Source organism: Methylobacterium sp. J-030 (assembly GCF_022829545.1).
GTDB lineage: Bacteria > Pseudomonadota > Alphaproteobacteria > Rhizobiales > Beijerinckiaceae > Methylobacterium.
In genome coordinates this window covers 56,527-78,925 of sequence record NZ_JAKSYM010000285.1, presented here as the reverse complement: position 1 = coordinate 78,925, position 22,399 = coordinate 56,527, and the positions used below count along the sequence as shown (strand labels likewise).

The 22,399-nt window shown below is 70.4% G+C and carries 19 protein-coding genes; 15 read left to right on the top strand and 4 right to left on the bottom strand.

All coding sequences use genetic code 11. From position 1 onward, the window contains the following. The first annotated feature begins 254 nt into the window (after positions 1-254). The 3 genes from MKK75_RS21425 (at position 255) to MKK75_RS21415 (ending at position 3,943) form a co-directional block, all read left to right on the top strand. A complete protein-coding gene (locus tag MKK75_RS21425) occupies positions 255-1,355 on the top strand; it encodes a hypothetical protein (protein WP_244044535.1) in 1,101 nt (366 codons plus the stop codon). An 85-nt stretch (positions 1,356-1,440) separates the two neighbouring features. Then, positions 1,441-2,886 (top strand): YcjX family protein, encoded by a 1,446-nt coding sequence (locus MKK75_RS21420; RefSeq protein WP_244044534.1) that lies wholly within the window; start codon positions 1,441-1,443, stop codon positions 2,884-2,886. Positions 2,887-2,917: 31 nt separating this feature from the next. Further along, positions 2,918-3,943, top strand: a complete 1,026-nt coding sequence (locus tag MKK75_RS21415) for a YcjF family protein (protein ID WP_244044533.1) — start codon at positions 2,918-2,920, stop codon at positions 3,941-3,943. A 10-nt stretch (positions 3,944-3,953) separates the two neighbouring features. Here the strand turns inward: MKK75_RS21415 and MKK75_RS21410 are convergent, their stop codons facing one another. Then, the gene (locus MKK75_RS21410; RefSeq protein ID WP_244044532.1) at positions 3,954-4,181 is read right to left on the bottom strand and encodes a hypothetical protein; all 228 of its coding nucleotides are present in this window, start codon (positions 4,179-4,181) and stop codon (positions 3,954-3,956) included. Between the two features lie 124 nt (positions 4,182-4,305). Here MKK75_RS21410 and MKK75_RS21405 point away from each other — a divergent pair, with 124 nt between their 5' ends. Next, positions 4,306-4,545 carry a hypothetical protein gene (locus MKK75_RS21405; RefSeq protein WP_244044531.1) on the top strand — a complete coding sequence of 80 codons (240 nt, stop codon included), beginning with the start codon at positions 4,306-4,308 and terminating at the stop codon, positions 4,543-4,545. Positions 4,546-4,770: 225 nt separating this feature from the next. Here the strand turns inward: MKK75_RS21405 and MKK75_RS21400 are convergent, their stop codons facing one another. Both MKK75_RS21400 and MKK75_RS21395 read right to left on the bottom strand, forming a co-directional pair. Then, positions 4,771-5,322, bottom strand: coding sequence for an RBBP9/YdeN family alpha/beta hydrolase (locus MKK75_RS21400; RefSeq protein WP_244044530.1), 552 nt, complete (start codon positions 5,320-5,322; stop codon positions 4,771-4,773). 46 nt (positions 5,323-5,368) lie between these two features. Then, the gene (locus tag MKK75_RS21395) at positions 5,369-6,442 is read right to left on the bottom strand and encodes a UV damage endonuclease UvsE (RefSeq protein WP_244044529.1); all 1,074 of its coding nucleotides are present in this window, start codon (positions 6,440-6,442) and stop codon (positions 5,369-5,371) included. Positions 6,443-6,582: 140 nt separating this feature from the next. On the opposite strand from MKK75_RS21395, the gene MKK75_RS21390 reads away from it, so the two are divergent. The 3 genes from MKK75_RS21390 to MKK75_RS21380 all read left to right on the top strand — a co-directional run bounded on the left by MKK75_RS21390 (position 6,583) and on the right by MKK75_RS21380 (position 9,573). Beyond that, positions 6,583-7,767, top strand: coding sequence for a YihY/virulence factor BrkB family protein (locus MKK75_RS21390; protein ID WP_244044528.1), 1,185 nt, complete (start codon positions 6,583-6,585; stop codon positions 7,765-7,767). A gap of 68 nt (positions 7,768-7,835) precedes the next feature. Beyond that, entirely contained in the window at positions 7,836-8,246 is a 411-nt protein-coding gene (msrB, locus tag MKK75_RS21385; RefSeq protein ID WP_244044527.1) for a peptide-methionine (R)-S-oxide reductase MsrB, read from the top strand. 319 nt (positions 8,247-8,565) lie between these two features. Next, positions 8,566-9,573, top strand: coding sequence for a hypothetical protein (locus MKK75_RS21380; protein WP_244044526.1), 1,008 nt, complete (start codon positions 8,566-8,568; stop codon positions 9,571-9,573). Positions 9,574-9,828: 255 nt separating this feature from the next. Here the strand turns inward: MKK75_RS21380 and MKK75_RS21375 are convergent, their stop codons facing one another. Continuing rightward, positions 9,829-10,257, bottom strand: a complete 429-nt coding sequence (locus MKK75_RS21375; protein ID WP_313901880.1) for a L,D-transpeptidase — start codon at positions 10,255-10,257, stop codon at positions 9,829-9,831. 246 nt (positions 10,258-10,503) lie between these two features. Between MKK75_RS21375 and MKK75_RS21370 the strand changes: the two genes are divergently transcribed. From MKK75_RS21370 to metH, 8 genes are all read left to right on the top strand, one after another. Then, positions 10,504-11,877 (top strand): dicarboxylate/amino acid:cation symporter, encoded by a 1,374-nt coding sequence (locus MKK75_RS21370; RefSeq protein WP_244044525.1) that lies wholly within the window; start codon positions 10,504-10,506, stop codon positions 11,875-11,877. Then, the gene (locus MKK75_RS21365; RefSeq protein ID WP_244044524.1) at positions 11,877-12,797 is read left to right on the top strand and encodes an ROK family protein; all 921 of its coding nucleotides are present in this window, start codon (positions 11,877-11,879) and stop codon (positions 12,795-12,797) included. The genes MKK75_RS21370 and MKK75_RS21365 overlap by 1 nt, the downstream gene beginning before the upstream one ends. A gap of 370 nt (positions 12,798-13,167) precedes the next feature. After that, complete coding sequence (locus MKK75_RS21360) at positions 13,168-14,928, top strand: hydrogenase maturation protein (protein ID WP_244044523.1); 1,761 nt, start codon at positions 13,168-13,170, stop codon at positions 14,926-14,928. Positions 14,929-15,028: 100 nt separating this feature from the next. Beyond that, positions 15,029-15,925, top strand: coding sequence for a bestrophin family protein (locus MKK75_RS21355; RefSeq protein ID WP_244044522.1), 897 nt, complete (start codon positions 15,029-15,031; stop codon positions 15,923-15,925). Positions 15,926-16,103: 178 nt separating this feature from the next. Then, positions 16,104-17,129: an ArsR/SmtB family transcription factor gene (locus tag MKK75_RS21350; protein WP_244044521.1), complete on the top strand. Its 1,026-nt coding sequence runs from the start codon at positions 16,104-16,106 to the stop codon at positions 17,127-17,129. A 46-nt stretch (positions 17,130-17,175) separates the two neighbouring features. Beyond that, the gene (metF, locus tag MKK75_RS21345; protein WP_244044520.1) at positions 17,176-18,096 is read left to right on the top strand and encodes a methylenetetrahydrofolate reductase [NAD(P)H]; all 921 of its coding nucleotides are present in this window, start codon (positions 17,176-17,178) and stop codon (positions 18,094-18,096) included. Positions 18,097-18,139: 43 nt separating this feature from the next. Next, the gene (locus MKK75_RS21340) at positions 18,140-18,391 is read left to right on the top strand and encodes a hypothetical protein (RefSeq protein WP_244044519.1); all 252 of its coding nucleotides are present in this window, start codon (positions 18,140-18,142) and stop codon (positions 18,389-18,391) included. A 251-nt stretch (positions 18,392-18,642) separates the two neighbouring features. After that, positions 18,643-22,395 (top strand): methionine synthase, encoded by a 3,753-nt coding sequence (metH, locus tag MKK75_RS21335; protein WP_244044536.1) that lies wholly within the window; start codon positions 18,643-18,645, stop codon positions 22,393-22,395. Positions 22,396-22,399: the final 4 nt, after the last annotated feature.

Here is a 22,399-nt window from a genome sequence, read left to right as displayed (position 1 = left end):
ACGGCCGGAGACAAGGGCTCCCACGCTTATGACGCGCGCCCTCCCTCCCCCCTTTGCGGGGGAGGGTGGCCCCTGCGTCAGCAGGGGTCGGGAGAGGGGAGCGACGGTGCAGAACGAGGCTGCGGCCGTCATGAAAGCTGCGCCCTCTCCGGAAGCCGGGTTCCCCTCTCCCGACCCCCTTCGGGGGCCACCCTCCCCCGCAGAGGGGGGAGGGAGGGCGGCGCGCTTGCACAAGACCTTCGGGACCCATCCGCGTGCTGCTGAACGCGCTCGTCCTGCTCGCCAGCCTGATGCCGCCCGCGGCGGCCCGCGTGGATGCCCTTCTGAGCGCGCCGTCGACGGCACTGGCCGGCCCCGCCGAACCGGCCCCGCGCTTCGACCCCGTCACTCGCTCCGTCTCGAACTGGCACGCCCAGACCGGCGCGCAGCTTCTGCCGCGGGCGCTCGCCGTCACGGCCTCCCTGGCGGAGGACCCGCCCTACGTCGCCCGCTGCGTGCGGCTCAACAACGGCTGGTGCATCAAGTCGGCCCGCTGGCCCGGGGAGATTGGCGCCGATGCCGAGGGCCACACGGCCTTCGCCACCCTCGATGACGGGGCCGACGCCGCCGCGAGCCTGCTCCGGCGCTATTACCGCGACTACAATCGGCACACGGCGCTGGCCATCGTGCGCCGCTGGGCGCCGGCCGAGTGCCGGGTCGCATCCGCGCCGGCGAGCCGGGGCGCGAAGGCGACCGCCATCTCGACCACGCTGGCGCCCCGGGGCCTCGGGCGAACGCTGCGCGCCCGCTTCCTCGCAACCCACCGTCCCGGCGGCGCGCCGCGGGGCCGGGCGGCCCTGCGCGTGCAGCCCTGGTCGCCGCTCGCGCGGATGGCCGGCCGCCCCGCCCGCCGCCCCGCCATGCCGCGGGTGGCGGCGCTCCGGCCCGTGCCCGACATCGCCTCCGACATCACCCCCGCGGCGCGTCCGGCCCGGAGCGTCGCCGATCCGTCGGCGCTCCTCGACCGGACGACGGGCAGCCGGGTGCCGAGCCCCGAGCGGATGGTGGCCGAGGCTGCGCTGCTGCCCGCCATCGCGGCCGGCCTGCCGGTGCTCGACCTGCGCCTGCCGGCCCCGCTCTGCACGGGCGACGAGACCCGAATCCAGGCCTACGCCGCCCGGATCAGCGGCAGCGTCGGCTTGAAGCCCGGCGACGATCTCGACCTGTTCGGGCCGGACGGCGCCCCGCGCGCCAACCTCGCGCCGGTGATGCTGGCGATGTCGGCGGTGGAACTCGGCACCCTCCGGGCCGGCGCCGACCTCGTCGCCGGAGCGATCGCCCGGCTGCGCCCGACGACCCCCGCCGCTTCGCCGTGACGGCAAGCCTTGCGGTTCGGCCCGAGTCGCGCCACCTCTGCCGCGCCACCTCACCCCCGCCCATTCCCCACACGCGAGCCCGCCCGTGCCACTGACCGACCTTGCCGCACGCGCCGGCTCGGCCGTCAAAGCCTTCGCCGAAGCCTCGCACGACCTCTTGGTCCAGCCGACCCTCCGGCTCGGGGTCACCGGGCTGGCGCGCTCGGGCAAGACCGTGTTCACCACGGCGCTGATCCACCACCTCGTCGAGACCCACGCGCTGCCGGCCTTCGCGGCCGCGCAGGAGGGCCGCCTGCGCCGCGCCAAGCTGGTGCCCCAGCCCGACGACGACGTGCCGCGCTTCCCCTTCGAGGAGCATTTCGGGACGCTGACCGAGGCAAGGCGCTGGCCGCGTTCCACCGACCGAATCAGCCAGTTCCGCCTGGAGATCGCCTACGAGCGGGCGGCGGGCTGGCGCACCGGCCCCGCGACCCTGATGCTCGACGTGGTCGATTATCCCGGCGAGTGGCTGCTCGACCTCGCGCTGATCGAGACCAGCTACACGGCGTGGTCGCGATCCACGATCAACGGCACCCGCCGGCCCGGCCGCGCCGCGGTCGCCGCGCCCTGGCTCGACGCGCTCACGGGGTTCGATCCGAACGCCCCCCTCGACGAGATTGCGGCCGAGCGGGCGAGCGACGCCTTCAAGACGTATCTCGCGGGCCTGCGGGCCGGCCCGGAATCGGTGGCGACCACGCCGCCGGGGCGCTTTCTGATGCCCGGCGACCTCGCGGGCTCCCCGGCGCTGACCTTCGCGCCGCTCGACCGCCTGACCGAGGTGATCGCGCCCAATAGCCTCGCCGGGCTGATGGAGCGGCGCTTCGAGGCCTACAAAACGAAGGTGGTAACACCGTTCTTCCGGGACCATTTTCAGCGGGTCGACCGACAGATCGTGCTGGTCGACGTGCTCTCGGCGGTCGATGCCGGCCCGAGCGCCCTGGCAGAGCTGGAGGAGGCGCTGGACGCGGTGCTGCTCAGCCTGAACATCGGCCGCAACACGGTGCTGTCGCGGCTGTTCGCGCCCCGGGCCGATCGGGTGCTGTTCGCCGCCACCAAGGCCGACCACCTCCACCAGACCAGCCACGACCGGCTCGACGCGCTGCTGCGGCTGCTCGTATCGCGCGCCATGCGGCGGACCGAGGCGGCGGGCGCCCGGGTCGGCACCGTGGCGCTGGCCTCCGTGCGCGCCACCCGGGAGACCACCGTCCACGACGGCGCGGAGATCCTCCGCGCGGTCGCCGGCACCCCGGAGGCGGGCGAGGTGGTGGGCGACGAGGTGTTCGACGGCAACAGCGAGGCCGCGATCTTCCCGGGCGAGTTGCCCGCCCGCGCCGAGGCGGTGCTGGAGGGGGCCGTGGCGCCGGGCTCGCTGCGCTTTCCGCGCTTCAGGCCGCCGCTGGTGCGGTCCGACGGCCTCGGCCGCCCCGGCCACCTGCCGCAGATCCGGCTGGACCGGGCGATGCAGTTCCTGATCGGGGACAGGCTGGCGTGACGATGTCCCTGTGTCTGCGGAGCCCCCACCCATGACCTCGGGCCAGAAACCCCGCGCCTTCCGGATCACGCCGGAGCCGCCGTCGAACGCGAGCGTGACCACCACGCCCCTCTCCCCCGGACCGCAGACCCGGATCGTCGAGGAACCCTTCGAGATCATCGATGCCGCTGACGGCGTCGCGGTGCCGGTTGCACCCAAGCGGCGGTCGCCCTGGGGGGCGCTGTTCCTGTCGGCGGTCGGCGGACTCGTCTCGCTCGGGATCGGCCTCTCCGTCGAGCGGATGATCGCCGACCTGTTCCAGGCTGCGCCGTGGCTCGGCTGGGTGGCGCTCGCGCTGCTCGCCCTCGCCGCCCTGGCGCTGCTGGCGATCGTCGTGCGGGAGCTCGCCGGCCTGCGGCGGGAGCGCAAGATCGAGCGCCTGCGCCAATCGGCCGTCGACGCCCTGAGCACGCGCGACCACACCGGCGCGCAGGCGGTGGTACAGGCGCTCTCGGCCTTCTATGCCGACCGCAATAGCCTGTCGGCTGGCCGCGCCCGGATCGATGCCGCCGCCGACGCGATCCTCGACGTGGACGACCGGATCGGGCTCGCCGAGTACGAATTGCTGTCGGGGCTCGACCGGCAGGCCTGCAACGCCATCGCGGCGGCCGCCAAGCAGGTCTCGGCGGTGACGGCGCTGAGCCCGCGGGCGATCGTGGACGTGGCCTTCGTGGTCTTTGCCGCCGTGCGGCTGCTGCGCCGGATCGCCGCGATCTACGGCGGGCGGCCGGGCTTCCTCGGTTTCCTGCGGCTGGCGCGGGCGGCGGTCGCGCACCTCACCGTCACCGGCGGGATGGCGGTCGGCGAGAGCGTGATGCAGCAGGTGCTGGGCCTCGGGATCGCGGCCCGGATCTCCGCCAAGCTGGGGGAGGGGGTCCTCAACGGGCTGATGACCGCCCGCTTCGGCCTCGCGGCCCTCAACGTCTGCCGGCCGCTCCCCTTCGTGCGGGAGACGCCGCCGCGGCTCGCCGACGTCGCCGGCGAATTGCTGCGCGCGGCCGAGACCGAATCGAAGTAGCCGCGGGGGGCTACTTCCCGCCTGCGGCGGCGCGGCGGTTGGCGATGCGGGAGAACATGTTGCCGGTGTAGTCGGCCACCTTCGGCTTCTCCACCTCGCCGACCTTCGCCTCGAAGGCCTCGATGCGCTTGAGCAGCGCTACGTCGTTGAACAGCGAGCTGTTGAAATTGGCCTGCGCCCGCGGCCCGAGGGCGGCCTGGACCACGTCGAGTCGTTCCAGAAGCTCTTTGCGCGTCACGAATCTCTCCCGGGGCGGCCTCGGGCCGAAGGACCGCCCGCGCCGCCACTGAACGGGGCGGTGGTAAACGGCGCGTTAATGCGGGCTGCGGCCATCGCTCGAATCCGGGCCGGAGGCGGGCACGGTGCAGCACGGCCAGCGTCTCGATCGCAGCGCCGGCAACGCGATACGCAAGACCCTCGATCGCCTCACCGATCCGGGCAACGATTCGGTTGCTGGCCTGCGGATCGTGCTGATCGATATACGCGCGGACCTCTTCGAGATGTCGCAAGGAGCGGCGCGTGACGTGCAGCTTCACCGGGGGGCAAAACGCGACCGCCACCGCGTCCGCGCTGGCAACATCCCCGGCCCCGGCGTCGCGTAGGCCAGCCTCGATCGCCGCGCGCTGCCGGATGTCCAGTTGGGGGAATGCATCCACGGCCGCATTGAGCAGGCCGGTGGAATACCGGTGTGTTGCGATCGCAAGTTCGAGGAACGCGGCCCGGCGGTCCGGGTCGAGCAGCATTAGAGGGGACGAATCGGGATCCGGGAGGGCTCTGGTTCAAGGATCAACCGATATCGGAAGCGCCGCACTTCCCACTGCGGCCCCCTAAAGCCCCTTCAGGAACCCCGCGAGCCGCATCAGCCCCTCCGGCCAGGGCCCATGCCCGCTCGCGACGTTGATGTGGCCGGACTCGCCCGCATCGACGATCAGCGAGCCCCAGGCATGGGCGAAATCGTCGGCGCGGTCGTAGCGGCAATAAGGATCGGTCCGGCTGGCAACGAGCAGCGACGGGAAGGGCAGGGGGTCCCGCGGCATCGGCGCGAAGGCACGCGCCGCTTCGGGCACCTCGGTGTTTTCCTCCACGTCGGGCAGCGAGACCAGCAGCGCGCCGCGCACCACGCCCGCGGGGAAAAGCGGCACCGCCTCGACGCTCGCCACCACCCCGAGGCTGTGGGCGATCAGGATCACCGGCCGCGTCGCACCCGCCACCGCCTCGGCGATCCGCCCGCACCACGCCCCCGGCGTCGGCGCGTGCCAGTCGTCCTGCACGACCACGCGGGCCGTGGCGAGCCGGCCCGCCCACCGGGCCTGCCAATGGTCCTCCTCCGAGCCCCCGAGGCCCGGGACGATGAGGATGTCGCAATCGGCGGTCTTCATGCCGGAGTGCCTAAAGCGCTCCGACGGAGGCGTCGAGACCGGCCCGTCATTCGGCAGCGATCGGAGCGGCCCGCTCCAGGTCCAGGATATGCTGCGCGATCTGCATTGAGGCGCGGTTCTTTGCCTTGGCCTCGATCTCGAAATCCGCCCAGACGAGGTGGCGGGCCACGAGGTCGTTCACCGCCCGGTTCCACATCAGGTCGGAATGGGCGGCGAGGTCCCGGACCGCGTGGCCGGCTTCGCGCAGGGCCGGGAAGTCGGGCAGGACCGCCGGATCGGAATCCGCGATCACCGCCTCGCGCGACACGCTGATATGGGCGATCGGCCGAACCCCGCGCCAGGATTCCTTGACCCGGGCGATGCGGGGCTCGTCGGGTTCGAGGTATTCGCCGCCGCTCTGCACCCAGTGATGGTGCAGATCGAGCACCACCGGCACGATATCGGCGAGCTGCAGCACGGCGTCGAGGCCGAAGACGTTCTCGTCGTTCTCCACCGTCACGAGGTCGCGCGCGACCTGGCTCGCCTTGGGCAAAGTCTCGCGGAAGCCCGCGACGCCGGGATCGCCCGCGCCGACATGGATGTTGATGTGGGCGCCGTGCGGGTGCCAGCCGCCGCCATAGCCCATCCGGTCGAAGATTTCGGCGTGATAATCGAGTTCCGACAGGCCGTTGGCGATGGCCGCCGGGTTCCGGCTCGCCAGCAGGCAGAACGGGCCCGGGTGGAAGCTCAGCCGCACGCCGAGCCGACGCGCCAGGGCTCCGGCCTCCGCGAGACCCCGCTCGACCAGCGCCGCCATCTCGGGCTCCGCGTAGAGCGCCTGCGCGATCGGGTGGGTGTAGCCGGGCAGGACGTTGCTCGCCATGCGCAGGAGGCGCTCAAGGGGCGGCCGGGCGCCAACCCAGGCGATCTGCCGGGCGAGCGCGTCGAGGTTGTGCGCCACGAGGCCCGAGAGCTTCGCCCGCCGGTCCGCGGGTTCCAGCTTGGCGAGGTGGGCCATCGTCACGCTGGTCAGGTTCATGTGGAGCGTCGCCTCCCGCTCCGCCTTCAGCGTGGCGTGCGTGCCGGGGGGCTCGTCCAGGATGAACTTGCAGCAGAATCCGAGGCGGGGCTGATCGACCATAAGAGGCACAACGCGCCTGCGCGACAGGGTTCCCCCGGACTTTGCCTCCGCAATGGGCGCAGATCCGCGGAACGGGGATAGCGTGCCGACGTTTGCCACGTTGAGCGCGGCAGTTCCGCGCGCACGGCCCGTCCCGACCCATGACCCCGCCGCCCTCGCGCTCGACCGGACAGCCAGAGACCGGCTCGATCCTGTGGATCCTGATGCTCGGATCGGCGCTGGTGACCCTGGCGGCGGCCCGGCGGAACGAGCCGGCGCAGCAGCCGGCTGCCCTGCCACCGGTCGAGCCCGAGCCCTTGCGCGTCGACGAGACACCGCGCAAGGGCGTCGCGCCCGGGGCGCGCTCGATCACCGGCCGCGCCGCGCAGCTGACCGCAGCGACCCAGCCCGAGCGCGGCCGCGCCGCCGAGACCCCCGCCGAGATGACGCGGGCCGGCTGGAAGGACATCGCGGTCCGGGTCTACCTGGAGTTCAACAAGGACCGGGTCCTGGCCGTCGCCGCGGGGGTGACCTTCTACACCCTGCTGTCGCTGTTCCCGGCGATCGCCGCGCTGGTGACCTGCTACGGCCTGTTCGCCGACGTCAACGTGATCAACGACCACCTCGCGCAGCTCCACAGCATGCTCCCCTCCGGGGCGGTCGAGCTGATCGGCGATCAGGTCAAGCGCATCGCCGCCAAGGGCAGCGGATCGCTCAGCGTCACGTTCTTCTCCAGCCTGCTGCTGTCGCTCTGGAGCGCGAACGCCGCCATGAAGGCGATGTTCGACGCGCTGAACGTCGTCTACGAGGAGGACGAGAAGCGCAACTTCTTCTGGCTGAACCTCCGCTCCCTCACCTTCACGGTGGGGGCGCTGCTGTTCATCATCATCGCGCTCAACGTGATCGTGGTGGTGCCGGTGGCGCTGAACTTCCTTGGCCTCGGCTCCACCGCGTGGCTGCTCGCGGCCCTGCGCTGGCCGGCGATCCTGATCGTGCTGCTGGGCAGCCTTTCGGTGCTCTACCGGTTCGGCCCGAGCCGGGAGCACGCCCGTTGGCGCTGGGTCGGGGTCGGCAGTGTCGTGGCGGGGCTGCTCTGGCTCGTGGCCTCGCTGCTGTTCTCTTGGTACGTCGCCAATTTCGGCACCTACAACGAGACCTACGGCTCGCTCGGCGCCGTCATCGGCTTCATGACCTGGATCTGGATCTCCTCGACGATCGTGCTGCTCGGCGGCGAGATCAACGCCGAGCTGGAGCACCAGACCGGGCGCGACACGACGACGGGAGCACCTCTGCCGATCGGCAAGCGGCGGGCGCGGATGGCCGACACGGTGGGTGCGGCGGCCTGATCTTCACGAGCGGCACTGCCGAATACCCCGGCTTGCACCTATATGAGCGTGCGACAAGGGAGATCATCATGGCGGATACGCCGACCACCAGCCCCGACGCCCGCAGCGACGCCGCGTGGCGCGAGTCCCTCACGCCGGAGCAGTACCGGGTCCTGCGCGAGCACGGCACGGAGCGGGCCGGCACGAGCTGCCTGCTCGCCGAGAAGCGGCCGGGCACCTTCACCTGCGCCGGCTGCGGCCAGCCGCTGTTCGAGCAGGGCACCAAGTTCGAGTCCGGCACCGGCTGGCCGAGCTTCTTCGAGCCGCTCGCGGGCGCTGTGGAGACCACGGTGGACCGCAGCCACTGGATGGTCCGCACCGAGGTGCACTGCGCCCGCTGCCAGGGCCATCTCGGCCACGTCTTCGACGACGGCCCCGCCCCCACCGGCCTGCGCTACTGCATGAACGGCGCCGCGATGAATTTCGAGCCGGCGGGTTGAGGGCGGAGCGTCCTTTAACCTGGGTTGCGAAAGCTGGGCGCAAAGGCGGGATTGCGGGGACAGGACGGCCGATGGCCGAGTCCTGTCCCCGGATCGGTCTTGATTTCGGCACGTTTTTGCTTAGCGCTTTATTCTCTCATGTTGTCGCTGCCCGGAGTTTGGCGACGGAAGCGGTCGGGTACGGGCCAATACGGCGTTGCAGCATTGCTTATACGCCGCACGCCGCCGGTCCCCTTGCCTCCGCGCGTCCGGGCCGGCGACCCGAAGGGTGTCCGCCGGATCGGCGTGCCGCCGACCAAGCGGGAGGGGTATTGAGTCCATGAGCACCGTTCGCCGATTTCTGGTCGCCCCGTCCCTGGTCCGCCTGATCCGCAAGGAGCGCGGCGGCGCCCGCATCACCGAGGGGCATTTCGCGCCGCAGGGGGGCCGGTCGTCCTTCGTGCGGGTCGACGGGCAGCAGTGCCAGCTGGTGCTGCTGAACAAGGGGCCGGACGGCGTCCCGGTCGAGGAGCGCACCGACGTGCCGCGCGCCCACGGCGACGCGCTGCTCGACGTGTGCCCCGGCAAGGCTGCCTACGACCGCACCACGATGACGATCGGTGGGCGCGAGATCGCCATCGACCGCTACGTCACCCCCGGCAGCCTGGATCTGGTCAGCGTCACCTTCGACAATGACGGCGACGCGGCGGGCTTCCCGGCGCCGAGCTGGTTCGGGCGCGAGGTCAGCGCCGAGCCGGCCTTCGAGCGGCAAGCCCTGGCGATCCAGGGCATACCGCCGGTCGAGGAGGTTCCCCTGAGCAACGCGGCGCTCGACGCCGTGCTCGACTTGATCGAGCCGCGCTTCGGCTTCGGTCGCTACGGTAGCAGCCCCCGGTCGTCCGAGGCCGACGAGGGCGCGCTGGGCGCGATGCGCCGCATCGTGGCGCCGCCCCCGGCCCCGCAGCCCGCCCCCGTCGCGGCTGCGCCCGTCGCGCCGCCGCCCATGCCGGAGCCGACACCGGAACCGGTCGAGGTTGCGCCGGTCGCGGCGACGCCCGCCGAGCCGGAACCCGCACCCCATGGCGAGCCGGAGGCGCTGCCCGCGCCGGAACCCGTCCACCAGCCCGTCCATCACGAACCCGCCCCGGCGCAGGCCGCCGCGCCGGATTCCCTGCACGGCGACACCCGTATCGACGACGTGATCGAGAGCCTGTCGCAGGCGCTGGGCGCCGCGATCCATCAGCAGCCCGAGCACGGCGCCGAGGCCAAGGACGGGAAGGGCGAGGATCCGGGCTCGATGTTCGAGCGCTGGACCGTGCGCCCCCGCCGCAGCCAGCAGCAGACCTGAGCCGGCACGCTCGGGATTTCGGTCGATGCCCAACCTGAGGGCCGCAGTGCATCCGCCCTGCGGCCCTTTCCATGACGATGCGATGCCGCCCGCGTCGGATGGCCCCGGTCGCGGTTTCGAAAGGTCGAGACCTTTCGCGGGTCCAGTGCGGAGCCCTGGAGACCATCTCGAGGCTCCGCCCTGAGAACCCGCCAAAGGGCTAGCCCCAGCCCTTTGGAAATCCAGGATACGGGTCAACCAGAATTCGGAAGGCCCTCAATTGCGGATCACCACCGCCGCGCCGCCGCGGCTGCGGGCGAGGCTGAACAGGGCCGCCGCATGGCCCGGCGACAGGCGGATGCAGCCGTGGCTCGCCCGACGCCCGAGGGACCCCGTCGCGTAGGTGCCGTGGATCGCGTAACCGCCGCGGAAGAACATAGCGTGCGGCATCGGCGAACCGTGATACTTGTGCGAGCGCCACATCGGCGCCATCAGCCCGACCCGGAACCGGCCGTTCGGCGTGACGAAGCCGCGGCGGGCGGTGGAGACGGGCCAGTCGTAGGCGGGATAGCCGTCGACCATGACGCGCATCCGCTGGCGCGCCTGATCGATCTGGGCCACGACCCCGGCGGAGGCCGGGACGGACAGGATGCAGGCCAGGAGACCGCCAAGCAACGCGGTTCCGGCCCAAGGGCGCATAGCCATGGACAACCTCCGGAATGCCTTCGAATGCCGTTGAACGGACGGCGAAATCCGGCGGCGGATGAAAACAGCCGCGCTTCATGGGATGAGCGCTATTATCGGGCGGGAGAAGTACTTTACTGCCGGGATCGACAGGTTTTTGTCACGGTTGGTTCCCGGCAGATTACCGACCTGCCGTTGAGGCTCGGGCCAATAGCCGCTAGCGTGCCGGCACATCGGGAGGGTGCGCGGCAGTCGCACGGGTAGGACATGGCACAGGCAATCCACGCGACGAGTCCGGCCGCGGCGCCCCGCGAGCCCTGGTACAAGGTTCTCTACATCCAGGTTCTGATCGCGATCGCGCTCGGCGTCCTGCTCGGTTGGTACGATCCGGCCACCGGCAAGGCGATGAAGTGGCTCGGCGACGCCTTCATCGGTCTGATCAAGATGATGATCGCGCCGATCATCTTCTGCACCATCGTGCACGGCATCGCGTCGGTCGGCGATCTCAAGAAGGTCGGCCGCGTCGGCGTCAAGGCACTGGTCTATTTCGAGCTGGTCTCGACCCTGGCGCTGCTGGTCGGCGTGCTGGTGGGCGAGGTGATCCGGCCCGGCGCCGGCTTCAACGCCGACCCGTCGAAGCTCGACGCCAGCAAGGTCGCGTCCTACGCCAACAAGGCGGCGGCCGATTCCACCGTCGCCCACATCCTGGCGATCATCCCCAAGAGCTTCTTCGATCCCTTCGCCACCGGCGACCTCCTGCAGGTGCTGCTGATCTCGATCCTCACCGGCGTCGTGGTGACGAGCCTCGGCGAGCGGGCGGCCGCGGTGAACCACGCGATCGACACCGCCGGGCAGATCTTCTTCAAGATCATCGGCATCGTGGTGAAGCTCGCCCCCGTGGGCGCGTTCGGCGCCATGGCGTTCACCATCGGCGAGTACGGCATCCAGAAGGTCTACGACCTCGCCTGGCTGGTCGGCACCTTCTACGTCACCGCGATCCTGTTCGTGGTGGTGGTACTCGGGGCGATCGCCCGGGTGGCGGGCTTCTCGATCCTGCGCTTCCTCGCCTACATCAAGGACGAGCTGCTGATCGTGGTCGGCACCTCCTCGTCCGAGACGGTGCTGCCGCAGCTCATGACCAAGATGCGCCGGCTCGGCGCCTCGGATTCGGTCGTCGGCCTCGTGGTGCCCACGGGCTACTCGTTCAACCTCGACGGCACCAACATCTACATGACGCTGGCCACCCTGTTCCTGGCACAGGCGGTGGGGGCGGACCTGACCTTCGCGCAATACGCGACCATCATCCTGGTGGCGATGCTGACCTCGAAGGGCGCCTCGGGCGTCACCGGCGCGGGCTTCATCACCCTGGCGGCGACCCTTTCGGCGATCCCCAACAGCCCGGTGCCGGTGGCCGCCATGACCCTGGTGCTCGGCATCGACAAGTTCATGTCGGAGTGCCGTGCGCTGACCAACCTCGTCGGCAACGGCGTCGCCTGCGTGGTGGTCAGCCGCTGGGAGGGCGAGCTCGACGTGGCCAAGCTCAACGAGGTGATGGCCCACCCGGTCTCGATCGGCACCCATATCACCGACGAGACTCCGCAGCCGATGGGCACCGACGGCAAGGTCGCCGCCGCAGAGTGATGGCGGCCCCCACCCGAGGGGCGCGGCTCGGCATCGATCTCGGCGGCACCAAGATCGCCGGGATCGTCCTCGACCGAACCGGCGCGACGCTGGCCGAGGCCCGGATGGCGGCCCCGCGCGGCGACTACCGGGCCACGATCGATGCGGTGGCGGCTCTGGTCCTGCACCTGGAAGCCGCGGCCGGCGTGCCCTGCACGGTCGGCATCGGCATGCCGGGCAGCTTGTCGCCGGCCACCGGCCTCGTGCGCAACGCCAATTCCCACTGGCTCAACGGACATCCGTTCGAAGCGGACCTCGCCCGACGGCTCGAACGGCCGCTGCGGATCGAGAACGATGCCAACTGCCTCGCCGTGTCCGAGGCGATCGACGGCGCGGGTGCGGGCGCACGCGTCGTGTGGGCGGTGATCCTCGGCACCGGCGTCGGATCGGGCATCGCCATCGACGGGCGGGTGCTCACGGGCCGCAACGGCATCGCGGGCGAGTGGGGCCACGGCCCGCTGCCGGATGCCCGGGACGACGAGCGGCCGGGCCGCGCCTGCTATTGCGGCCGGCAGGGCTGCGTCGAGACCTGGCTGTCCGGCCCCGGCCTCGCCGCCGACCATGCGCGGCGGCACGGCGGCGACCTGACCGCGGAGGCGATCGTCGCCGCCGCCCGCGCCGGCTCCTCCGAAGCGCAGGCGACGTGCGCCGCCCATCTCGACCGGCTCGGACGCGCGGCGGCGCAGATGGTCAACCTGCTCGATCCGGACGTGATCGTGATCGGCGGCGGCCTGTCGCGGATCCCCGAGCTGATCGCGGGCCTGCCCGCGGCGATTGCCCCCCACGTCTTCTCCGACGCGTTCGACACCCCGGTGCGGGCGAGCCTGCACGGGGACGCCTCGGGCGTACGCGGGGCGGCATGGTTATGGGACGCCGATTGAGACGCCGGGGGCGGCCGGCTGTGGCCCCTTACGGGCTGCCCTGAGGCACAGGACGCGCGACTTCGTCCGTACGGCCGCGCAAGCAACCGCACGATAGATGCCAGCCTCACAACTGCTACCAGTAGGCGATGCCGCTCCGCCGTCGTCGACGAGCGCCGGATTTCACCCTTGCCCGAAGTCAAGCCAACGTCTAGCGTCAGATCAATGACGTTGATTATGCCAGCGTGACTGAGCTTACGGCCAGGAATTCGATATCCTTTTCTTGATATCTCACTCTCTTTTTTGGTCACATTGAAATTTCAACGATAAATCGATTTGGGGACGAAGTCCGAGATGGGTTTGGCACATGCCAAACACCGGTCGGAGTATTATGATGCGCGTCCTCCTGGTCTCGTCTGCGTTCAACAGCATGACGCAGCGATTCTTCGTCGAACTCTCGGATGCCGGCCATGAGGTTGCGGTCGAGATCTACGGCGGCGACGCGGAGCGGCTGGCCGACGCCTTCGCAACGTTCCGCCCGGATCTGACCATCGCCCCGTTCCTCACGCGGGCGATCCCGGAGGCGCTCTGGAGGACCTATCTCACGCTGATCGTCCATCCCGGCATCGAGGGCGACCGGGGCCCCTCAGCCCTCGACTGGGCCATCCAGGAGCAATGGGAGGTCTGGGGCGTGACCCTGTTGCAGGCGGAAGCCGAGATGGATGCCGGCTCGATCTGGGCGACGCGGACCTTCCCGCTGCGCCAAGCGCCCAAGAGCAGCGTCTACCGCCGCAAGGTGATCGACGGCGCGGTGGCCTGCCTGTGGGAGGCGATGGCCAACCGCGAACGGCCCGGCTTCCGCCCGCGGCCGCTCGACTACGCCGCTCCGACCGCCCTCGGGCGGCTGCGCCCCTCCATGAAGCAGGCGGATCGCCGCATCGACTGGAACCGGGACGCGACGATCGACATCCTGGCGCGCATCCACGCGGCCGACGGGGTGCCGGGCATCCTCGACGAACTCTACGGCCGGCCGGTCTACCTGCACGCCGCCTGCGCCGAATCCCGCCTGCGGGGTGAGCCGGGCCACGTGATCGCCCGGTCGGAGAGCGGCGCGATCTGCCGGGCGACGGTGGACGGCGCGGTGTGGATCGGCCGCCTGAAACCGAAGCGGGAGGGCGGCATCAAGCTCGACGCCGCGCAGGTGCTCGGCGACGCGCTGCCCGCGGACCTGCCGGTGATCGCCCCCTCGGCAGATCTCGCCTATCCGAACCCGGTCGCAGAGGTGCGCAGCGAGCGCCAGGGCGATGTCATCCACCTGCGCTTCGACTTCCACAACGGCGCGATGAGCACGGCGCAGTGCCGCACGCTCCAGGCGGCGTTCGAGCAGGCCCGGGCATGCTCGCCCAAGGTCATCGTGCTGGCCGGCGGCGGCGATCTCTGGTCGAACGGCATCCACCTCAACGCAATCGAGGCGAGCCCGGACGCCGCCGCGGAATCCTGGGCCAACATCGTGGCCATGGACGACCTGATCCGCGCGATCATCCTGGCGACCGACACGGTCGTGGTGGCGGCTCTCGGCCGCAATGTCGGGGCCGGCGGGGCGATCCTGCCGCTGGCCGCGGATTTCGTGCTGGTCCGCGAGGGCGTGGTGCTCAACCCGCATTACCGCAACATGGGCTGGCTCTACGGCTCGGAATACTGGACCTATCTGCTGCCCCGCCGGGTCGGCTGGGAGCGCGCCGTCGCGCTGACCGAATCCTGCCTGCCGATCAGCGCCCGCCGGGCCGCGGAGATCGGCCTCGCCGATCGAGCGATCGCCGGCGAAGCGTTTGATTTGGCCGTGCAGGCCTTCGCGGCCGCGAAGGCGGAGGATCACGCCGCCATCACCGCGCGCAAGCAGGCGGCGCGGGACGCCGACGAGGCGTATCGACCGCTGGCGGAGTACCGGCGCGCCGAGCTGACGCAGATGTACCGGAACTTCTTCCAGCCGGATTCGCCCTATCACCGGGCGCGGAACGCCTTCGTGTTCAAGCGTCCCGCCTGCTGGTCCCCGGCCTCCGTCGGCCTGCTCGCCAGCACGGCGGAGGATGCGGCGGCCGCGCTGCCGCCGCTGTCCGCCGCCTGCCAGCCCCGGGCGGCCGTGGGCTTCTGAAGCAAAGGGCGGTTGCCCCTGACGCAGACGTGTAGGGCCGGCATCCTTGCGGGCACGGGACGGGCAGGGCAGGAGGGCCGGGCCTCAGCCCCGCACCCCCATGATCGTCCGCACCCGGCCCAACCTGCTGACCCTGCTGTTCACCCTCCGCGGCTCGATCCTGCCGCGGGTGGCCCTGAAGCTCGTCGGCATCGTCGCGGTGTCCTGCGCGATGGTCTGGGCGGAGGCGCGCTGGCCCGCCTTCTTTCCGGTCAGCGCGGGGGTGACGCCGTTCACCGTGGTGGGCCTCGCGCTCTCGATCTTCCTGAGCTTCCGCAACAACGCCTGCTACGAGCGCTGGTGGGAGGCGCGGAAGCACTGGGGCAGCCTGATCGGCGAGGTGCGCAACCTCGCCCGCGCCCTGCCGGCGCTGCTGCCCGACCCGGACGCGGCGCCCCAGCTCCGGCGCCTGTCAGCCTTCGCGCACGGCCTGCGCGCCCGCCTGCGCGCCCTCGACGAGGCCGCGGCCGTGGATGGCCGGTCGCCCGGCGCGGACCTGTCGGGGCCCAACCCCACCGACGCGGTGCTCGCCGCCATGACCCGCGACCTCGCCGCCCTCATGCGCGCCGGCCGACTCACCGACATCCAGTTCAGCCTCCTGGAGGCGCGGATCGAGGCGCTGTCGGGCGTCCACACCGCCTGCGAGCGCCTCGCCAACACGCCGCTGCCCTTCGCGTATACGCTGCTCGTCTACCGGACCGCGTGGCTCTACTGCCTGCTCCTGCCGGTGGGGCTCGCGGGCTCCCTGGGCTGGGGGACGCCGGTCGTGGTGGCGCTGGTCGGCTACACCTTCTTCGGCCTCGACGCCCTGGGCGACGAGCTGGAGGAACCCTTCGGCACCGAGCCGAACGACCTGCCCCTCGACGCCATGGTCCGCACGGTCGACCGAATCGTCCACCACGCGCTCGGCGAGCCGATGCCGGAGCCTCTGCGCCCGGACGGCTACTGGCTGCGGTAGCGCAGCTCCGGGTTTTCAAAGAGCGAGCCCTTTGGCGGGACATCGGGGCGGAGCCCCGATATCGGGCTTCGCCCGAACCCAGCATGGCTCCGCCCTGCACCCGCAAAAGGCCCCGGCCTTTTGAAACCGGGACTTTTCGCGCTTGCGCCCGGTGCGAAACGCACATAAACATATCTTTATGTCTATCGAAGCCGAGCGACAGGCGGGATCGATCCCCTTTCCGGAGGCCCTGGGCGTCCTGCGCGCGGCCGCCGAGGAGACGCGCCTGCGCATCCTGGCGCTGCTCGCCGAGGGGGAGCTGTCGGTCTCCGATCTCACCGACATCCTCGGCCAGTCGCAGCCGCGGATCTCGCGCCATCTCAAGCTGCTGGTGGAGGCCGGCCTCGTGGAGCGCCACCGCGAGGGCGCCTGGGCGTTCTTCCGGCTGGCCGAGGCCCGCGCCGGCCTTGCCGACCCGCTCCTGTCGGGTCTCGACCGGACCGCCCCGCCGCTCTCAGAGGATCGCGCCCGGCTCGACGCCGTGCGGACGCAGCGGGCCGAGACGGCCCAGACCTTCTTCGCGCGGCTGGCGCCCAAGTGGGACGAGCTGCGCTCCCTGCACATCTGCGAGACCGTCGTCGAGGCGGCGGTGCTCGACGCGCTGGGCAAGCGCCCGATCGGCAGCCTGATCGATCTCGGCACCGGCACGGGCCGGATGCTCGGCCTACTGGCGCCGCTGGCGGCCCGCGCCACCGGGCTCGATTCGAGCCACGCGATGCTGTCCGTCGCCCGGGCCAACCTGGAGCGGCAGGGCTTGGGGCGGGTCGATCTGCGGCAGGGGGACATTCACGCGCCGCCCTTCGCCCGGGCGAGCTTCGACCTCGTGGTGGTGCATCAGGTGCTGCACTACCTCGACGACCCGGCCCGGGCCCTGCGCGGCGCCGCGCGGCTCGTGGCGCCGGGGGGCCGTCTGCTGGTGGTGGATTTCGCCCCCCACGAGCTGGAATTCCTGCGCACCGCCCAAGCCCACCGGCGGCTCGGCTTCTCGTCCGATCAGGTCTCGAACTGGCTCGCCGAGGCCGGACTCGCCACAATCGCCACGCGCGATCTGGCGCCGCGCGAGTCGGACCAGCTCACCGTCACCCTCTGGCTGGCCCAAGATAGCGAAATCCAGGGTGGGCTGGCCGACGCGACCACCGAACAGCCCCGGCGCGCCGTCGCCTGAGGCCTGACCCATCGTCTGAACCGATCGACTTAGAGGACGAGATCCGATGCGCCGCTCCACCCACCGCGCCAGCCGCGACGGCTACCACCCGATCCGCGTCTCGATCGAGTTCTTCCCGCCGAAGACCGACGAGATGGAGAAGATCCTCTGGGCCTCGATCGAGCGCCTCGCGCCGCTGCAGCCGAGCTTCGTCTCGGTGACCTACGGGGCCGGCGGCTCGACCCGGGAGCGCACCCACAACACGGTCGCCCGGATGGTCCGTGAGACCAGCCTCAAGCCCGCCGCCCATCTCACCTGCGTCGACGCCTCCCGCGCGGAGATCGACGCGGTGGTGCAGTCCTACTGGGATGCGGGCGTGCGCCACATCGTGGCGCTGCGCGGCGACCCGGCCGAGGGCGTCGGCCACGCCTACCGGCCGCATCCCGAGGGCTACGCCTCGACCGCCGAGCTGGTGGAGGGGATCAAGCGCATCGGCGACTTCAAGGTCTCGGTCTCGGCCTATCCCGAGAAGCACCCCGAGGCGGCCTCGCTCGACGCCGACATCGACGCCCTCAAGGCCAAGGTCGATGCCGGGGCCGACCAGGCGATCACCCAGTTCTTCTTCGAGAACGAGATCTACCTGCGCTATCTGGAGAAGGTCCGGGCGGCCGGGATCACGATCCCGATCATCCCGGGCATCCTGCCGGTGCAGAACTTCAAGCAGGCGGCGAACTTCGCCCGCCGCACCGGCGCCTCGGTGCCCTATTGGCTGGCGGCCCGGTTCGAGGGGCTGGAGAGCGACGTCGAGACCCGCCGCCTCGTCGCCGGCGCGGTAGCGGCCGAGCAGGTGCTCGACCTCGTGGACGAGGGGGTGAACGACTTCCACTTCTACTCGATGAACCGCTCGGATCTGGTCTACGCGATCTGCCACCTGCTCGGCCTGCGCGCCCAGGCGCCGAAGCTGGCGGCGGCGAAGGCGGCGGCTTAAATTCAGGCTGCGTCCGGTACGGGCGCGACTGGGGGTGACCGCGATGGCTGAGCCGCAGGATATGATTCTTCCGCTCCTCCGGGAGCTGAGGACCGAGATGCAGACGAGCTTCGCTGACGTCCGTCAGCAGTTCGAAGCGGTCAATGCGCGCTTCGACAGGTTGGAAGGTCGGTTCGACAATCTACGCGAAGCCGTGAACGGCGAATCGGTCCTCGGACGCTACGCTGCCGCGGAGGTCGAGGGGCGGCTCGACGCGATCGAAAAGCGCCTCACTGCTTTGGAAAAGGCGGGTTGAGCCAGCCGCCAGCTCGACCGGAAGCGTCGCATTGGATTGCTCCGCTGCGCTCGCAGAGACGGCGCTGTGTCCGAGCCGAAAGCCCGGGCACACGCGAGAGACCGAAGATCCCACCCTCCACCTCATCCTGAGGTGCCGCGCGAGCGGCCTCGCAGGAGGGTTCCAGGGAACACCGAGACTTCTGGAGGGCTCCTTCGAGGCCTCCGCTTCGCTCCGGCACCTCAGGATGAGGTGATCTGACAGGACGCATGATGACCGCTTTTGCCCCCGTCGACGGCACCGAGATCGCCAAGGCCCTGCGCCAGCGGGCGGCGGAGAAGATCCTCGTCCTCGACGGGGCGATGGGCACGGTGATCCAGCGGCTCAAGTACTCGGAAGAGGACTTTCGCGGCGACCGGTTCAAGGATCACGGCCACGATCAGAAGGGCAACAACGACCTGCTGATCCTCACCCAGCCCGACGCGATCCGGCAGATCCATCTCGACTACTTCCTGGCCGGCGCCGACGTCTGCGAGACCAACACCTTCTCGGGCACCACCATCGCCCAGGCCGATTACGGCATGGAATTGATCATCCACGAGCTGAACGCTCAAGGAGCGCGGCTCGCCCGGGAGGCCGCCAAGCTCGCCGAGGCGCAGGACGGCCGCCGCCGCTTCGTGGCCGGCGCCATCGGCCCGACGAACCGCACCCTGTCGATCTCGCCGGACGTGAACAACCCGGGCTTCCGGGCGGTGACCTTCGATCAGGTCAAGCAGGCTTACGTCGAGCAGGTCCGCGGCCTGATCGACGGCGGCGCCGAGCTGATCCTGATCGAGACCATCTTCGACACGCTCAACGCCAAGGCCGCGGTGGCCGCGGCGTGGCAGGTCTTCGACGAGACCGGCATCCGGCTGCCGATCCAGATCTCCGGCACGATCACGGATCTCTCGGGCCGCACCCTGTCGGGCCAGACCCCGGCGGCCTTCTGGCACTCTCTGCGCCACTCCGAGCCGCTGACCTTCGGCCTCAACTGCGCGCTGGGCGCCCGGGAGATGCGCGGCCACATCGCCGAGCTGTCGCGGATCTGCGACACGCTGGTCTGCGCCTATCCGAATGCCGGCCTGCCGAACGAGTTCGGCCTCTACGACGAGAGCCCGGAGGCGATGGGCAAGCTGGTCGGCGAGTTCGCCGAATCCGGCCTCGTCAACATGGTCGGCGGCTGCTGCGGCACCACGCCGGACCACATCCGCGCCATCGCGGAGGCGGTCGCCGGCAAGGCGCCGCGGCCGATCCCCGAGATCCCGCGCCTGATGCGCCTCTCCGGCCTCGAGCCCTTCGTGCTGACGAAGGAAATCCCCTTCGTGAACGTCGGCGAGCGCACGAACGTCACCGGCTCGGCCAAGTTCCGCAAGCTCATCACCAATGGCGACTACGCGGCGGCGCTGGACGTCGCCCGCGATCAGGTGGCGGCCGGCGCCCAGGTGATCGACGTCAACATGGACGAGGGCCTGCTCGACTCGCAGAAGGCGATGGTCGAGTTCCTGAACCTCGTCGCCGCCGAGCCCGACATCGCCCGGGTGCCCGTGATGGTCGATTCCTCGAAGTTCGAGGTGATCGAGGCGGGCCTGAAGTGCATCCAGGGCAAGCCGATCGTGAATTCGATCTCCATGAAGGAGGGCGAGCAGAAATTCATCGCGGCCGCCAAGGTCTGCCGCTCCTACGGCGCCGCCGTGGTGGTGATGGCCTTCGACGAGCAGGGGCAGGCGGATTCCTACGAGCGCAAGGTCGAGATCTGCACCAAGGCCTACCGGATCCTGACCGAGCAGGTCGGCTTCCCGCCCGAGGACATCATCTTCGATCCGAACATTTTTGCCGTCGCCACCGGCATCGAGGAGCATAACGGCTACGGCGTGGCCTTCATCGAGGCGACCCGCACGATCCGCGAGACCCTGCCGCACGCCCACATCTCGGGCGGCGTCTCGAACCTCAGCTTCGCGTTCCGCGGCAACGAGCCGGTGCGCGAGGCGATGCATGCGGTGTTCCTGTTCCACTGCATCCAGGCGGGCATGGACATGGGCATCGTCAATGCCGGCCAGCTCGCCGTCTACGACGAGATCACGGCCGAGCTGCGCGCGCTCTGCGAGGACGTGGTCCTCAACCGCCGCGACGATTCCACCGAGCGCCTGCTGGAGGCCGCCGAGCGCTTCAAGACCGGCGCCTCGGCCCAGGCCAAGACCGCCGACCTGACGTGGCGCGAGGCGCCGGTGGCGAAGCGCATCGAGCACGCCCTGGTCAACGGCATCACCGAGTACATCCTGGCCGACACCGAGGAGGCGCGTCAGGGCGTGGAGCGGCCGCTCCACGTCATCGAGGGCCCGCTGATGGCCGGCATGAACGTGGTCGGCGACCTGTTCGGCGCGGGCAAGATGTTCCTGCCGCAGGTGGTGAAGTCCGCCCGGGTAATGAAGCAGGCGGTCGCCTATCTCGAGCCGTACATGGAGGCCGAGAAGCTTGCCAATGGCGGCGACGGCAAGCGGCAGGCCGCCGGCAAGGTGCTGATGGCGACCGTGAAGGGCGACGTCCACGACATCGGCAAGAACATCGTCGGCGTCGTGCTGGCCTGCAACAACTACGAGATCATCGATCTCGGCGTGATGGTGCCGGCCGCCAAGATCCTCGAGACCGCCAAGCGCGAGAAGGTCGACATCGTCGGCCTGTCGGGCCTGATCACCCCGTCGCTCGACGAGATGGTCCACGTGGCCGGCGAGATGGAGCGCGAGGGTTTCGACGTGCCGCTGCTGATCGGCGGCGCCACCACGAGCCGCGTCCACACGGCGGTGAAGATCCACCCGGCCTATGCCAAGGGCCAGGCGGTCTACGTCACCGATGCGAGCCGCGCGGTCGGCGTGGTGTCGAGCCTGATCTCCAAGGAGACCCGTGGGTCCACGATCGAGAAGGTCCGGGCCGAGTACGCCAAGGTCTCGGCCGCCCATGCCCGCTCGGAACTCGACAAGCAGCGGCTGCCCCTCGCCAAAGCCCGGGCCAACGCCTTCAAGATCGACTGGACGGGCTACAGACCGGCCAAGCCCAGCTTCACCGGCACCCGGGTCTACGGCTCCTACGAGGTCGCCGACCTCGTGCCCTACATCGACTGGACGCCGTTCCTGCAGACCTACGAGTTCAAGGGCCGCTTCCCGGCGATCCTGGACGATCCCGAGCAGGGCCCGGCCGCCCGCGCCCTCTATGAGGACGCGCAGGAGATGCTGAAGCAGATCGTGGCGGAGCGCTGGTTCAACCCGAAGGCGGTGATCGGCTTCTGGCCGGCCAACAGCATCGGCGACGACATCGCCCTCTACACCGGCGAGAGCCGGTCGGAGAAGCTCGCCACGTTCCACGGCCTGCGCCAGCAGCTCTCGAAGCGCGACGGGCGGCCCAACACCTGTCTGTCGGACTTCGTGGCGCCGGCCGAGATCGGGATCGCCGACTATGTCGGCGGCTTCGTGGTCACCGCGGGGCTGGAGGAGGTCCGCATCGCCGAGCGCTTCGAGCGGGCGAACGACGATTACCGGGCGATTCTCGTGAAGGCGCTGGCCGACCGTATCGCCGAGGCCTTCGCCGAGCGGATGCACGAGCGCGTGCGCCGGGAGTTCTGGGGCTACGCGGCTGCGGAGACCTACACCCCCGAGGAGCTGATGAAGGAGGAATATGCCGGGATCCGCCCGGCCCCGGGCTACCCGTCCCAGCCCGACCATACCGAGAAGACGACCCTGTTCGACCTTCTTCGGGCCGAGCGGCGGATCGGCGTGAAGCTCACCGAGTCCTACGCGATGTGGCCGGGGTCCTCGGTATCGGGGATCTACATCGCCCACCCGGAGGCGCATTATTTCGGCGTCGCCAAGGTGGAGCGTGATCAGGTCGAGGACTACGCCGCCCGCAAGGGGATGGATGTTCGCGAGGTCGAGCGCTGGCTCGGGCCGATCCTGAACTACGACCCGGCGCGGTATCTGACGGAAGCCGCGGAGTAGGGGC

Excerpts from the sequence above, each read along its gene's own strand:
- MKK75_RS21415 (WP_244044533.1), top strand. The coding sequence starts at position 2,918 with ATGACCTCGGGCCAGAAACCCCGCGCCTTCCGGATCACGCCGGAGCCG.
- MKK75_RS21400 (WP_244044530.1), bottom strand. The coding sequence starts at position 5,322 with ATGAAGACCGCCGATTGCGACATCCTCATCGTCCCGGGCCTCGGGGGC.
- MKK75_RS21395 (WP_244044529.1), bottom strand. The coding sequence starts at position 6,442 with ATGGTCGATCAGCCCCGCCTCGGATTCTGCTGCAAGTTCATCCTGGAC.
- MKK75_RS21390 (WP_244044528.1), top strand. The coding sequence starts at position 6,583 with ATGACCCCGCCGCCCTCGCGCTCGACCGGACAGCCAGAGACCGGCTCG.
- msrB (WP_244044527.1), top strand. The coding sequence starts at position 7,836 with ATGGCGGATACGCCGACCACCAGCCCCGACGCCCGCAGCGACGCCGCG.
- MKK75_RS21380 (WP_244044526.1), top strand. The coding sequence starts at position 8,566 with ATGAGCACCGTTCGCCGATTTCTGGTCGCCCCGTCCCTGGTCCGCCTG.
- MKK75_RS21375 (WP_313901880.1), bottom strand. The coding sequence starts at position 10,257 with ATGGCTATGCGCCCTTGGGCCGGAACCGCGTTGCTTGGCGGTCTCCTG.
- MKK75_RS21370 (WP_244044525.1), top strand. The coding sequence starts at position 10,504 with ATGGCACAGGCAATCCACGCGACGAGTCCGGCCGCGGCGCCCCGCGAG.
- MKK75_RS21365 (WP_244044524.1), top strand. The coding sequence starts at position 11,877 with ATGGCGGCCCCCACCCGAGGGGCGCGGCTCGGCATCGATCTCGGCGGC.
- MKK75_RS21360 (WP_244044523.1), top strand. The coding sequence starts at position 13,168 with ATGATGCGCGTCCTCCTGGTCTCGTCTGCGTTCAACAGCATGACGCAG.
- MKK75_RS21355 (WP_244044522.1), top strand. The coding sequence starts at position 15,029 with ATGATCGTCCGCACCCGGCCCAACCTGCTGACCCTGCTGTTCACCCTC.
- MKK75_RS21350 (WP_244044521.1), top strand. The coding sequence starts at position 16,104 with ATGTCTATCGAAGCCGAGCGACAGGCGGGATCGATCCCCTTTCCGGAG.
- metF (WP_244044520.1), top strand. The coding sequence starts at position 17,176 with ATGCGCCGCTCCACCCACCGCGCCAGCCGCGACGGCTACCACCCGATC.
- MKK75_RS21340 (WP_244044519.1), top strand. The coding sequence starts at position 18,140 with ATGGCTGAGCCGCAGGATATGATTCTTCCGCTCCTCCGGGAGCTGAGG.
- metH (WP_244044536.1), top strand. The coding sequence starts at position 18,643 with ATGACCGCTTTTGCCCCCGTCGACGGCACCGAGATCGCCAAGGCCCTG.